The 13,346-nt window shown below is 64.9% G+C and carries 13 protein-coding genes; 10 read left to right on the forward strand and 3 right to left on the reverse strand.

The window, feature by feature from the left end:
• Positions 1–30: 30 nt before the first annotated feature.
• From H2O77_RS00160 to gpmI, 3 genes are all read right to left on the reverse strand, one after another.
• Complete coding sequence (locus H2O77_RS00160) at positions 31–1,425, reverse strand: S41 family peptidase (protein WP_276315213.1); 1,395 nt, start codon at positions 1,423–1,425, stop codon at positions 31–33.
• A 227-nt stretch (positions 1,426–1,652) separates the two neighbouring features.
• Positions 1,653–2,822 carry a peptidoglycan DD-metalloendopeptidase family protein gene (locus tag H2O77_RS00165; protein ID WP_215823662.1) on the reverse strand — a complete coding sequence of 390 codons (1,170 nt, stop codon included), beginning with the start codon at positions 2,820–2,822 and terminating at the stop codon, positions 1,653–1,655.
• Between the two features lie 118 nt (positions 2,823–2,940).
• On the reverse strand, positions 2,941–4,503 hold the full coding sequence (gene gpmI, locus H2O77_RS00170) for a 2,3-bisphosphoglycerate-independent phosphoglycerate mutase (RefSeq protein ID WP_043331623.1): 1,563 nt from the start codon (positions 4,501–4,503) through the stop codon (positions 2,941–2,943).
• Positions 4,504–4,947: 444 nt separating this feature from the next.
• Between gpmI and H2O77_RS00175 the strand changes: the two genes are divergently transcribed.
• The 10 genes from H2O77_RS00175 (at position 4,948) to H2O77_RS00220 (ending at position 13,079) form a co-directional block, all read left to right on the forward strand.
• Entirely contained in the window at positions 4,948–5,367 is a 420-nt protein-coding gene (locus tag H2O77_RS00175; protein WP_043331622.1) for a rhodanese-like domain-containing protein, read from the forward strand.
• A gap of 125 nt (positions 5,368–5,492) precedes the next feature.
• Positions 5,493–5,996: a protein-export chaperone SecB gene (secB, locus tag H2O77_RS00180; RefSeq protein WP_043331620.1), complete on the forward strand. Its 504-nt coding sequence runs from the start codon at positions 5,493–5,495 to the stop codon at positions 5,994–5,996.
• A gap of 165 nt (positions 5,997–6,161) precedes the next feature.
• Positions 6,162–6,908 carry a 16S rRNA (uracil(1498)-N(3))-methyltransferase gene (locus H2O77_RS00185; protein ID WP_215823663.1) on the forward strand — a complete coding sequence of 249 codons (747 nt, stop codon included), beginning with the start codon at positions 6,162–6,164 and terminating at the stop codon, positions 6,906–6,908.
• Positions 6,909–7,120: 212 nt separating this feature from the next.
• Positions 7,121–8,092 carry a glutathione synthase gene (gshB, locus tag H2O77_RS00190; RefSeq protein ID WP_215823664.1) on the forward strand — a complete coding sequence of 324 codons (972 nt, stop codon included), beginning with the start codon at positions 7,121–7,123 and terminating at the stop codon, positions 8,090–8,092.
• A gap of 108 nt (positions 8,093–8,200) precedes the next feature.
• Positions 8,201–9,115 (forward strand): TonB family protein, encoded by a 915-nt coding sequence (locus tag H2O77_RS00195; RefSeq protein WP_213114369.1) that lies wholly within the window; start codon positions 8,201–8,203, stop codon positions 9,113–9,115.
• A 15-nt stretch (positions 9,116–9,130) separates the two neighbouring features.
• Positions 9,131–9,688, forward strand: a complete 558-nt coding sequence (locus H2O77_RS00200) for a YqgE/AlgH family protein (protein WP_043331610.1) — start codon at positions 9,131–9,133, stop codon at positions 9,686–9,688.
• On the forward strand, positions 9,681–10,136 hold the full coding sequence (ruvX, locus tag H2O77_RS00205; protein WP_054556397.1) for a Holliday junction resolvase RuvX: 456 nt from the start codon (positions 9,681–9,683) through the stop codon (positions 10,134–10,136). The genes H2O77_RS00200 and ruvX overlap by 8 nt, the downstream gene beginning before the upstream one ends.
• 98 nt (positions 10,137–10,234) lie before the next feature.
• Positions 10,235–10,768, forward strand: coding sequence for a bifunctional pyr operon transcriptional regulator/uracil phosphoribosyltransferase PyrR (gene pyrR, locus H2O77_RS00210; protein ID WP_192839044.1), 534 nt, complete (start codon positions 10,235–10,237; stop codon positions 10,766–10,768).
• The gene (locus H2O77_RS00215; protein ID WP_052384301.1) at positions 10,765–11,817 is read left to right on the forward strand and encodes an aspartate carbamoyltransferase catalytic subunit; all 1,053 of its coding nucleotides are present in this window, start codon (positions 10,765–10,767) and stop codon (positions 11,815–11,817) included. Before pyrR ends, H2O77_RS00215 begins: the two co-directional genes overlap by 4 nt.
• Positions 11,814–13,079, forward strand: a complete 1,266-nt coding sequence (locus H2O77_RS00220; RefSeq protein ID WP_054556399.1) for a dihydroorotase — start codon at positions 11,814–11,816, stop codon at positions 13,077–13,079. The genes H2O77_RS00215 and H2O77_RS00220 overlap by 4 nt, the downstream gene beginning before the upstream one ends.
• Positions 13,080–13,346: the final 267 nt, after the last annotated feature.

The following is a 13,346-nucleotide window of genomic DNA, read 5'->3' on the forward strand; positions in this document are numbered from 1 at the left end:
CCTGATGATCTGGCGATCATGGCGTGATGCTTACTCGTCGCTTGTGGGCACGGTGGCCTTGAGCGCCGCGCTGCGCCCCAGCACGTTCATGCCCTTGAGCAGATTGAGCGCCTCACCCAGCTGATAGTCGCTTTCCGCCACTACCGGGCTGTCGGGTGCCTTGCTGCTGGCGGACTCGCTGGCGGCGTTGGCATTGTCGAGGCGCCCGTCGAGGTCAGCCTCGCGCACGCTGAAGTCACGCCGCGTGTCGCGCTCGAGACGGCCTCGCACGACCTCGACATCCGGGCGAATGCCCTCGGCCTGGATCGAACGTCCGCTGGGTGTGAAGTAGAGCGCGGTGGTCAGCTTGAGCCCATCGCCATTGCCCAGCGGCATCACCGTCTGGACCGAGCCCTTGCCGAAGCTGTCGGTGCCCATGATGATGGCGCGGTGTTGATCCTGCAGCGCGCCGGACACGATTTCCGCTGCCGAGGCCGTGCCGCCATTGATCAGCACCACCAGCGGGGTGTCGCCCGCCGGGGTATCGGGCTTGGCCGAGAAGGACAGCTCGCTGTCGGGCAGGCGGCCTTCGGTGTAGACGATGCGGCCGCTGGACAGGAACAGGTCACTGATCTCGACGGCGGCCGAGAGAAGCCCGCCGGGGTTGTTGCGCAGATCCAGCACCAGCCCCTTGAGCGGCTCGCCTTCGTTGTCTTCCCGCAGTCTGGCCAGTGCCGTGTGGGCCTCGTCACCGGTCGCGCTCTGGAACTGGCTGATGCGCAGATAGCCATAGCCCGGGTCCAGCAGGCGCTGACTGACGCTGCTGCTCTTGATGATGGCGCGTTCCAGCACTACTTCGCGCGGCATGTCGGCGCCCTCGGACAGAATCAGCAGCCGAATGCGAGAGCCTGCCTCACCGCGCATCAACTTGACCGACTCCGACATCGACAGGCCGTCCAGCGGCGTATTGTCGATCTTGAGGATGACGTCTCGCGGCTGCAGGCCCGCGCGCGCCGCCGGGGTGTCGTCGATGGGGGCGATGACGGTCAGCTGGCCATCGTCGCCGGTGCCGACCTCGATACCGATGCCGCCAAACTCGCCATCGGTATTCTCGCGCAGGTCCTGCCAGTCTTCCTGATCCAGATAGGCGGAGTGCGGGTCCAGCCCTTCGAGCATGCCGCGCATGGCATTCTTGAGCAGCGTGCGGTCATCGACCTGATCGACGTAGGTGCGCTTGATGCGCTCGAAGACCTCGGCGAAGGTGCGCAGCTCATCCAGCGGCAGGTCCGTGCCCTGACGGGCATCCTGAGCGCTGTCGGCCGGTGAGGTGACATCTTCTGCACTGGCCGGCAGTCCGCCGCCCAGCAGGGCAAGGCTCAGCGGCACGCTGACCGCCAGCTGACGCAGGCGGCGCGGGGCAGGACGGAACGGCGACATTGCAGACATGCGATTTCCTTCTCGACGGATACTGACTCGACTGGTACCGAAATGCGCTGAGCGCCGGGGCCGGATGTCGAGGCATGGCAGGGGGGAACACCGCCCAGCATGCTCGCAGTCACAGGCTACTGCGAGCATATCCCGCGCGAGTGCCTGGCGACTAGCCCGCTGGCTAGCGGTGGCATTCAGCGCTGGCTGACAATCAGATGATGCGCGAGGTGCCGCTGCCAGGCACTTCAGCGGCGCGCGAGCCAGCGACTCGGGTCTGTCGGCTGACCGCTGCGGCGCACTTCGAAATAGAGCGCCGGGCCATCACGTCCGCCGCTGCTGCCGACACTGCCCAGCTGCTGGCCACGTGACAGGCTGTCGCCCGGGCCTACGCTGAAGCTTGCCAGGTGGGCGTAGAGCGTCAGCACGTTGTCACCGTGATCGAGTATCAGCAGGTTGCCATAGCCGCGCATCCAGTCCGCGAAGACCACACGACCGGCGTGTGGCGCCGTGATGGCGGTACCCTGCGTCGCACGAATCAGCACGCCATCACGGTTGACGCCCTCGCCACGCCCATAGGCGGAGATCACCTTGCCCGGCGCCGGCCAATCCATCTTGCCCATCGCACGCGTGATGCGGGTCTTGGGTGGTGGCGCGCTCTTGATCGACTTGAGGCGCTTCTCGAGGGTCTGGATCAGCTGATTGGCATGCGCGCGGTCCTGGTCCAGTTCGGCGATCTTCGCCTCATGGCTGGCATAGCGCGCATCCAGCTTGCGCAGCAGGGCGGCGCGTTCATTCTGTTGCGCGATCAGCTGACTGGCCTGCCGCTCGAGGCCTGCCTGCACGTCATCCAGGCGCGTCTGGCGGGCCAGCAGCTGCGCGCGGGTGTCGGCCAGTGACTGGTTCAGCTCGGCCAGGCGCTCCAGCGCCGCACGCCGTGATTCGCTCAGGTGGTTCAGATAGACCTGCAGGCGCTCAAGACGTGCGGGATCATCCTGGTTGAGCAGCAATTTCAGCTCAGGCTGACGGCCGAGGCGATAGAGGGCGGCCATCTCTTCGGCGACCGCGGCCTTCTGGGCCATCTGCTGCTGGCTGAGGGCTTCACGCTTGCGCGTCAGCGCCACCAGCTGCTGCTTGATGTCATCGCGCTCATCCTCGAGCTTGCCGGTCTGCTGGCGCGTGGCGTTGAGCTGGCGCTCGATCTTCTCCAGCCCGTTGCGGGTGTCGCTGCGCCGCGCTGCCGTGGCCTTGAGTTCGCCCTGCATCGCCTGGATCTCACGCTTGAGGCGCTTGAGGTCTTCCTGGGAGGCCTGCTTCTTCTGGGTCAGGGTGGCGGTGTCGTCAGCGGCCTGCGCGGTGGTCGCCACCACGGGGCCGAGTGCCAGCGGGGCGAGACTCAGCAGCCAGGCAGACAGCACAACGCCGGAGACTCGGCTCCGGCGCTTGAAGATTCGGGGGCGGTCGCCCAGCCCGAGCGGCTTGCTCGGGCTGGGCGAGAGGCACGACGCACCGAAGGGTGCGCCATGCAGCCTGCTATCAGGCCTCGGCATAATCGACCAGCACCTTGCCATCCATCTCTTCCGGCACCGACTGGCCCATCATGGTCAGCAGGGTCGGGGCGAGATCGCACAGACGCCCGTCGGCGGCCAACTTGGCATCGCGCTGCGTCACGTAGATCAGCGGCACCTCGAAGGTGGTGTGCGCGGTCTGCGGATTGCCGGTTTCCGGGTGCACCATCTGCTCGGCGTTGCCGTGGTCGGCGGTGATCAGGCATTCGCCACCGACCTTCTCCAGCGCCTCGACCACGCGTGCCACGCACTTGTCGAGGAACTCGACGGCCTGGACGGCGGCATCGAACTTGCCGGTGTGGCCGACCATGTCGCCGTTGGCGTAGTTGCAGACGATGAGGTCGTAGCCGCCGGACTCGATGGCTTCCACCAGCTTGTCGGTGACTTCGCCGGCGCTCATTTCCGGCTTCTCGTCGTAGGTCTTCACGTCCTGCGGGGACGGCACGAGGATGCGCGTCTCGCCGGGGTATTCCTCTTCACGGCCACCGGAGAAGAAGAAGGTGACGTGTGCGTACTTCTCGGTCTCGGCGATGCGCAGCTGGGTCAGGCCACGGTCGGATACGACCTCGCCCAGGGTGTTGTGCAGCTCGGACGGCGGGAAGGCTGCCGGCGCCGGGATGTCGGCGGCGTACTGGGTCATCATCACCAGACCGTCGTGGGCCAGCTTGGGCGGCGTGCGCTCGAAGCCTGCGAAGTCCGGCTCGACGAAGGCGCGGGTCAGCTCGCGGGCACGGTCGGCGCGGAAGTTCATGAAGATGGCCGCATCGCCTTCCTGCATGGCGACGGAATCGCCGATGCGGGTGGCGGTGACGAATTCATCGGTCTCGTCGCGTTCGTAGGCGGCAGCCAGACCGGCGACGCCGGTGGCGGCTTCATGCTCGGCTTCGCCGTTGGCGATCAGGCGGTAGGCCTGCTCGACGCGGTCCCAGCGGTTGTCGCGGTCCAGTGCGAAGTAGCGACCGACCAGCGTGGCGACACGGCCGTCTTCCAGGCCCAGGCCCGCGAGGTGCTCATCGGCACGCGCGATGGAGGCCTCGGCGCTCTTGGGCGCGGTGTCACGGCCATCGGTGATGGCGTGGATATAGATGCGCTTGGCGCCCCGCTCGGCGGCCAGGTCGGCCATGGCCAGAGTGTGGTCTTCGTGGGAGTGGACACCACCCGGAGACAGCAGGCCGATCAGGTGCACGGCACGCCCGGCCTTGACGGCGGCATCGATGGGCGCGGTCAGGATGTCATTGTCCTTGAGGGCATTCTCACGCACCGCCTTGGTGATGCGCGTGAAGTCCTGATAGACGATGCGACCGGCACCGAGGTTCATGTGGCCGACTTCGGAGTTGCCCATCTGGCCGTCCGGCAGGCCGACGAAGCCACCATCGGTGTGAATCAGTTCGCTGGGATATTCACGACGCAGGCGGTCCATCACCGGCGTGTCGGCGGCGAGGATGGCGTTGTCCTTCTCCTCTTCGCTGTGACCGTAGCCGTCCAGAATGATTAGGGCGACGGGACGCGGACCTTGTGCTTGAGCTGCCATGACTTCCTCGCTGTGATGACGAATGATCTGGGGTGAGCAGGGGCCGGGATGACAGGATGATGTTCGACGGACGACGCATCATGCAGCTGTCATGTCCTGCGGCCATGCTGTGGCGCATCCGCGAGACAGAACCCTCGGCGGAAACGACATGTAGTGATAAAACTACCTGCTCGTTCTGCCCTCTATTAGAGGGGTGGTAAGGTGCCGAGTGCAAGTGCCGCAAGTGTATCGCCGGGATTGGGTTGCGCTATCGGTGGATCGCCCCGGCCCGGCTGAGCTGACAGCAGCCGGCGCATCGCCCGGCTACGCCTTTTTGATGCCATGCAGCGGCATTCATGCTTGGGCCTGTCATGTATAATGCTGGCTCCGTTACCTCAGGTAGCGGTCTATTTCCTTTGCCGCGTACGCGTCGGCATGCACGTCACAGCGGAGTTAGCCCGTCTCATGATCGAACAGCTGCTTCAGTTCGCGCAGAATCATCCCTTGCTGGTCGGCGCCTTCGTCGCCCTGCTGGTCGCCCTCATTGTCATGGAAACCATGCGTGGCAACCACGGCGTCAGCGTCAGCGAGGCCACGCGACTGGTCAATCGCGAAGAGGGTGTCTTCATCGACATCCGCGACAGCAAGGAATTCAAGGCCGGTCATATCGCCGGTGCCGTCAACGTTCCCAGCAGTCAGCTGACCAGCGAGACCACTCCGCTGGCCAAGTACAAGGAACGCCCGGTGATCATCGTCTGCAAGCACGGCCAGACAGCGGGACCGCTGGTGGCGCGCCTCGAGAAGGATGGCTTCAAGCAGGCCGTCAAGCTCAAGGGCGGCATGGGCCAGTGGGAAGCCGACAGCCTGCCGGTCGTGACTCGCTGAGTCGCAGACTCGCACGTCGCGTGTCTGCCAGCTGTCATTGCCCCGCTGGCTGGGCAAGTTTGCGGGTCTGCTGGAGGCCGGCTCGCAACCAAGAATAAATCTCCGAACCCTCAAGGATATGTCTCATGGCTGAAGAACAGAACGCACAGGCTGCAGCAGGCGCAGAACAGGCTCAGGATCAGCTCCAGTTTGCCCTGCAGCGCATCTACGTGAAGGACGTGTCCTTCGAAGCCCCGAATTCTCCGGCGGTCTTCTCCCAGCCGTTCCAGCCGAAGGTCGCGCTGGAGCTGGATACCGAGCACCAGCAGGTCGGTGAGGAGCTGTTCGAAGTCTCCATCAAGGTCACCGCTCAGGTCACCAACGGCGAAGACAAGACCACAGCCTTCCTGGCGGAAGTCGAGCAGGCTGGCCTGTTCCGTATCGCTGGCCTGTCTGCCGAGCAGCTGGATCACACCCTGGGCGCCTTCTGCCCGAACGTGCTGTTCCCGTATGCGCGTGAAGCCATCGACAACCTGGTCAACCGTGGCAGCTTCCCTCCGCTGATGCTGGCTCCGGTCAACTTCGAGGCCATGTACGCGCAGCGCAAGCAGCGTGAAGCCCAGGGCGCCGCCGAGGCGACCGCTCACTGATCAGTGAGCCGGCCTTGATTGGCCACATGACAGGTACGACCAGCGACGGGCCCCAGTGGCCCGTCGCTGCTTTTTTGGGCGACAATGGCCGCCGCCTTGCCTGCGATGCTGCATCGACTCATCGCGGTTCACTTTCATTGCTTCTTAGTCCGCGAGACCCCGTCCATGGCCATCCGTCTGCACTGCCCCGATCTTGATCTCAATGTCAGCGCCGGGGCGTCCTTCGCGCTCCCCGAGGGGCCTGCACGCCACCTCGGGCTGGTGCTGCGTGCCAAGGTCGGCAGTGAGGCGCAGCTGTTCGATGGCCGTGGGCAGGAGGTGCGCGTGCTGCTGGAGGAGGTGACCCGCAAGGGCGTCAGCGTGCAGGTGATCGAGGCGGTGCCCAATGACCGCGAGGCGCCGCTGGCGGTGCATCTGGGGCAGGCGATCTCCAAGGGAGACCGCATGGATTACGCCATCCAGAAGGCCTGTGAGATGGGCGTGGCTGCCATCACGCCACTCTATACCGCGCGTGGCGACGTCAAGCTCAAGGGCGAGCGCGCCGACAAGAAGCTGGCGCACTGGCAGGGCGTGGCGGCCAGCGCCTGCGAGCAGTGCGGAAGAAGCGTCGTGCCGGTCGTGCATGCCCCGGTGGCGATGACGCAGTGGCTGGCCGAGCGTGATGAGCCGCTGCGCCTGATTCTGCAGCCGGGCGGTGCCGAGGCGCTGAACGTGGCCGAGGCCGAGGGCGGCGTGACCCGTGCCAGCCTGCTGATCGGCCCGGAAGGCGGCTTCACGCAGGATGAGGTGGCAGAAGCGGCCGCCGCCGGTTGTGAAGTGCTCGGCCTGGGGCCGCGTATCCTGCGCACCGAGACGGCGCCGGTGGTGGCGCTGACCTTGCTGCAGCAGCGATTTGGTGACCTGCCGCGCTGATCTCCCATCATCTGGCACCCGAGCAGAATTGTTGATCTGCCGGCAACACAGCGTGAGTCGGCAAGGGCGTTTCGCCAGTGGTGAGCAGCACGGCGCTGCTGCATACTTGTCCCATCGCTCCCGCGCCATGGTGTCATGTCGCGACGGGAGTCTCCGTTATCCCCGCTGCCGGCCGCGTTCCGGGCTGGCAGTGTCGTCACAAGGTTGCCTCAATGACTGCTCGCAAGCTCAAGATCGGCGTGGTGATGGACCCGATGTCCAGCGTCGCCTACAAGAAGGACACCACTCTGGCCATGTTGTGGGCCGCCAGCCAGCGTGGCTGGTCGCTGCACTATCTCGAGCAGGAAGACCTCTATCTCGAGAATGGTCGCGCCATGGGCCGGATGCGTGATCTGGAGGTCTACCACGCCCCGGACAACTTCTATCAGCTGGGCGAGGTCGTCGCGACTCCGCTGGCCGAGCTTGACGTGATCCTGATGCGCAAGGATCCGCCCGTCGACGAACACTTCCTGAATGCCGTTCACCTGCTGGGCTTTGCCGAGCGGGAAGGCGTGCTGGTGGTCAATCCGACGGCCGCGCTGCAGACCTGCAACGAGAAGCTCTTCGCTCAGCAGTTCCCGCAGTGCATCCCGCCGACCACCGTGTCGGCCAACGACAAGGTGCTGCGCGCCTTCCACGCCGAGCATGGCAACGTGATCTTCAAGCCGCTGGATGGCATGGGTGGCAGTGGCATCTTCCACGTCGCCGAAGACGGCCGCAATCTCGGTTCGGTGATCGAGCAGCTGACGCTGCGGGGCACCCGTCAGATCATGGCCCAGCGTTATGTGCCGGAAATCAGTGCCGGCGATACGCGCATTCTGCTGGTGGATGGCGAGCCGGTGCCGTTCGGCCTGGCGCGCATCCCGAGCGCCGGAGAGACGCGCGGCAACCTGGCGGCTGGCGGACGTGGCGAATCGCGTGAGCTGACCGACCGCGATTACTGGCTGATCGAGCAGGTCAAGCCGGTGGTGAAATCATTGGGTCTGATGTTCGTCGGCCTGGACGTGATCGGCGACTACATCACCGAGATCAACGTCACCAGCCCGACCTGCGTACGCGAGATCGATACCCAGCGCGGCACTGATATCGCCGGTCTGTTGATGGATGCCATCGAAGCGCGTCTGGCGGCGCAGACGCCCGCCTGATCAACGTCGCGGTGAGGTCGGCACCAGTTGGCTGACCCGCAATGGATTCGCAGTAAACGGCAAGGAAGCCGAAGCTGCCAATGAGGTTCCGTGGACAGGGAGTGGGGTATGGCAGCACCCGTCGAATGGTGGGCAGGCAATCATAGCGTCACCGACCCGATCACCTATGTTCCGGTGACGCGGGTGCATCGCCGTGTGGTGGCATGGGGCGCGGCACTGGCCGTCCATGCCGTCATCGGCTGGTGGTTGCTGGGCAGCGGCCTGCTGACGCCGCCCGAGGTGCCACCCATGCCCAAGCCCGTGATGCTCGATGTGACGCTGGTCAGTCAGGCTAGCACCACTGCCGTCGACTCGCAGGTGGTGGCCGAGCAGGACCAGCAGGCCAGTGGCAGCGGGCGCGAGGCAGCGGTGCAGGCCGGGCCAGTCAATCAGGCGCCCCCGCAGCCGGGTGAGCAGAGTGCGTCCGAGGCCAGTGAGCCGGCCGTGGCGGAAGCCCAGGCCCCGGCCACGCAGGCGCTGGTACTGCCGGAGCGCATCCCCGAGGTGATCGCGACCCAGCAAGCGTCGTCACAGCAGGTGACGCGTTCCGAACTGCTGCCGGATACGCCGGACAATGAACAGCAGGCCAGCGAGCAGGACGTTCAGCGAATCCAGGCCTCCGGCCAGTCGCGTGAGGTGGTGGGTGACACCGCCTCACGCAAGGCGGCGCGTGCCTCGGCCCGCGCGCGCTATATCAATGACTGGACCGGCACGGTACAAGCATTCGGCAATCAGCACTATCCGGCGCCTGCTCATCTGAGCGGCGAGCTGCGGATTCGCGCCGTCGTGCTGCCCAGCGGTCAGCTTGAGTTCGCGGAAGTGTTACAATCCTCGGGACATGCTGAACTCGACCAGGCGGCTCTGGATACGGTCTACGGCGCGGCTCCTTATGCGCCCTTTGATGAAAGTCTCAAGGGGATGAGCCAGCTGACCATCACCCGCATCTGGCGATTCGGCCCCGGCAACGATTCTGGCGCGCCCTGACGCCTCGGGAGGACCATGCAAAGTCTGCGAGACTATTTCCTGCTGGCGATGCCGCATCTCGATGATGACAATTTTTCCGGCTCGCTCAGTTACCTCTGTGATCATGATGACAAGGGCACCCTCGGTGTCATCGTCAACAAGCCGATCAAGCTGACCATGCGCGGTCTGTTCGAGCAGCTCGAGATCGCTGCCGACAGCTGTGAACGCCTCGATGAGGTGGTCTATTACGGCGGCCCCGTCCACAAGGACCGCGGCTTCATCCTGCATCGCGGCAAGGCCAGCGAGTGGGATTCCAGCCTGCAGGTCACCGACGAGCTGGCGCTGACCACCTCGTTGGACATCCTGAAGGCGATAGCCGGCAACGAAGGCCCTGATGACTTCATGGTCTGCCTCGGCTGCGCTGGCTGGGAGCCGGACCAGCTCACCAACGAGCTGAAAGAAAACAGCTGGCTGATCGTCGAAGGCGACAGCGGCATCCTCTTCGATGCCGACAGCGAGTCCCGTCTCGAAGCGGCTGCCAGCAAGCTGGGCGTCGACATGAATCTGATGTCGCGGGAGATCGGGCATGGCTGAGCGGCAAGTCAGCCGTACGGCGCTGGCGTTCGACTTCGGCACGCGCCGCATCGGTGTCGCGGTGGGTACCGAGATGCTCGGCACCGCGACGCCTCTGGTGCCGCTGCATGTGCGGGACGGCATTCCGGACTGGAATGTCGTCAATCGCCTGATCGAGGAATGGCAGCCCGACCTGTTCGTGGTCGGCCTGCCGCTCGAGCTGGACGGCAGCGAGACACTGATGTGCAGCCGAGCCCGCAAGTTCGGCAAGCGCCTGTATGGCCGCTATGGCAAGCCGCTGGAAATGTGGGACGAGCGCGGCTCCACCAAGGCGGCCAAGGGCTTGGCGCGCGAGCGCGGCCACCGCGGCAATTATCGCGATGATGGTGTGGACGGCCTCGCCGCTCAGCTGATTCTCGAGAGCTGGTTTGCAAGCCAGCGAGGCGAGGGCGACCTTGTCGGTTACTGAATACTCCACCCGCTTCCTTTCCGGAAGCGGGTTTTTTTTGTCTGTTTGCCGCCATCCGGCAGGGAAGATAGGAAGCGATATCCATGCAAGAGTCTGAGATGCACGAAGAACATGAGGCACTGCCAGAGGTCGAGGCACTGCTCGAGGCCATGACCGAGGAGCTCGAATTGCTGTTCGAGCGCCGTGAACTCGATCGTGAACGTCTGATTCCGGTCGGCATTCATACCGGCGGTGTTTGGGTCGCCCAGGCACTGCGTGAGCGGCTGGGGCTGGAAGAGCCCCTCGCGACACTGGATATCGGTTTCTGGCGCGACGACTTCGGCCACAAGGGCCTGCCGGATGGCGGCCAGGGGTCACAGCTGCCGGATATCGAGAATCGCGATCTGCTGCTGGTGGACGATGTGCTGATGAGCGGACGTACCGTGCGCGCGGCGCTCAATGAGCTGTTCGACTATGGCCGTCCGCGCCGCGTGCTGCTGGCCTGCCTGGTAGAGCTGCCGGGGCGTGAGCTGCCGGTGCAGCCGGACGCCCTGGGTGCCAACCTGGCGCTGGCGCCCGGCAAGCGCATCAAGCTGGAAGGCCCCGACAACCTGCGCCTGACACTGGTCGATACCGGAGAGGTGACGGCATGAACCTGTTTGATCTCTCGCAGGCCAGCGCGGACGTGCGGGCTGCCTCGCCGGCACAGGTCCAGCTGGATGAGCAGGGCCGGCTGCGTCACTTTCTGGATATCGAAGGCCTGCCGCGCAGCGTGCTGACCGAGATTCTCGACACCGCCGATCACTTCCGTGGCATCGGCGATGCCGAGGTCAAGAAGGTGCCGTTGCTGCGCGGGCGTACGGTGGCCAACCTGTTCTTCGAGAACTCGACCCGCACGCGTGCCACCTTCGAGCTGGCCGCCAAGCGTCTGTCGGCGGATGTACTCAATCTGGACATCAAGACCTCGTCGGCCGCCAAGGGCGAGTCGCTGATGGATACCCTGGTCAATCTCGAGGCCATGCAGGCGGACGCCTTCGTGGTGCGTCATGGCGACTCCGGTGCGGCGCACTTCATCGCCAGCCAGATCACGCCGCATGTGGCGATCATCAATGCCGGCGACGGTCGCCATGCGCACCCGACCCAGGCGATGCTCGACATGCTGACCATCCGCCGCCACAAGGGCGAGTTCGCCAATCTGCGCGTCGCGATCGTCGGTGACATCCTGCATTCACGCGTCGCTCGCTCGCAGATCCAGGCGCTCAATACGCTGGGCGCAGCGGAGGTGCGTGTGGTCGCGCCGCAGACGCTGCTGCCCATCGGGGTCGAGACGCTGGGCTGCCAGGTTTTCACTGAGCTGGCAGCAGGGCTGAAGGATGTCGATGTCGTCATCATGCTGCGCCTGCAGAAGGAGCGCATGGATGGCGCGCTGCTGCCCTCGGAATCGGAATACTACCGCCGCTATGGCCTGACCCGCGAAAGCCTGGCACACGCGCATCCTGACGCCGTGGTGATGCATCCGGGGCCGATCAACCGGGGTGTCGAGATCGAATCCGCCGTCGCGGATGGCCCGCGTTCGCTGATACTCGATCAGGTCACCAACGGCATCGCGGTGCGCATGGCGGTGCTGTCGATGGCGGTCTCCGGACAGATGAAGGCGCGCGCCGAGCGCAGGGGTGAACGTTCACGAGGAGCTGGCGCATGAAACGCAGCCTGATCAATGCACGGGTGATCGACCCGACCAACGGCCGCGATGGCCAGTACGACCTGCACCTCGACGGCGGTCGCCTGATCGCGATCGGCGAAGCGCCGGCGGATTTCAGTGCCGAGCAGCGCGATGATCTGGCGGGCAAGCTGGTCACGCCGGCCTTCATCGATCTTGGCGCGCACCTGCGCGACCCGGGTCCGCGCTACAAGGGCAGCCTGGTCAGTGAGTCGGCTGCCGCACTGGCGGGTGGCTACGCGACCATCCTGCCGCGCCCCGACACCAGCCCGGTGCTCGACAGCGCCTCACATATTCGTACGCTGCTGGACCGCGCGCGTGATGTGGCGGGGGTGCGTCTTGCGCCGCTGGGGGCACTGACGCAGGGGCTGGAAGGTGATCTGCTCGCCAATATGGCCGCGCTCAAATCCGCAGGCTGTGTGGCGCTGACCAACCTGCGCCAGCCGATACGCGATCTCGGCGTACTGCGCCGTTGTCTGGAGTACGCGCGGACCTTTGATATCACCGTCGTGTTCCAGGCCCAGGAGGCCGCCTTGGCCGGGCAGGGCTGCGCCCATGAGGGCGCCATTGCCTCACGTCTCGGATTGGCCGGCATTCCGGAATCAGCCGAAACGGTCGCTCTGACCCAGTGGCTGCTGTTGATCGAGCAGACCGGCGTGCGGGCGCATGTGTCACTGCTCTCCAGTGCACGGGCCGTGGAGCTGGTACGTGATGCCAAGGCCAGAGGGCTGGATATCAGCGCGGATGTGTCGATGGCGCAACTGCACTGGACCGATGAGCAGCTGGAAGGCTTCAACGCCAACTTCCATCTGGAGCCGCCACTGCGCAGCGCGGCAGACCGTGATGCGCTGCGGGCCGGTGTGGTCGATGGCACCATCGACGCCATCGTCAGTGATCATCTGCCCCATGAAGCCGCAGCCAAGAGCGCGCCCTTCGCAGTATCCGAGCCCGGCATGACCAGCCTGGAAACCATGCTGCCGCTGGGGCTGGCGCTGGTGGAGGCCGAGCTGCTCAGCCTGCCTCGCCTGATCGAGACATTGACGTTCAGTGCCAGACGCTTCGGACTCAAGGGCGGCATGCTGGAAGTGGGCGAGTACTGTGATCTGGCGGTGATCGATATGGAACAGGAATGGCGTGTCTCAAGCGAGACGCTGGTCAGTGCCGGCCATAACACGCCGCTGCTTGGCATGCTGTTGAACGGTCGCGTCGAAGAGGTGCTGCTGGGTGATTCCTGCTACGCCTAAGCAGTGTTTCACGTGGAACATGATGCTTGTGATATTTGGCTAAAGCGCGCCAACAGACTGATAGCCAGGCGATTTTTTGAATGACGTATGGAGAGAATTGGCTGCTTTTTCGTAAAGCAGCCAATTTCTTTACCAGCCTATGCCGCAGACTGATATCGCTGGGCTGCGCTCTTTGCTGCCGGCAGATGTTTCACGTGGAACATTGTCCGCAGCGTCATAAGGCGGCTGTGGCAATAGCGAGTCGAGGCTGGCCAGGCACACGCTAAA

The sequence above is a fragment of the Cobetia sp. 4B genome (assembly GCF_018831605.1).
GTDB classification, from domain to species: Bacteria; Pseudomonadota; Gammaproteobacteria; order Pseudomonadales; family Halomonadaceae; genus Cobetia; species Cobetia amphilecti.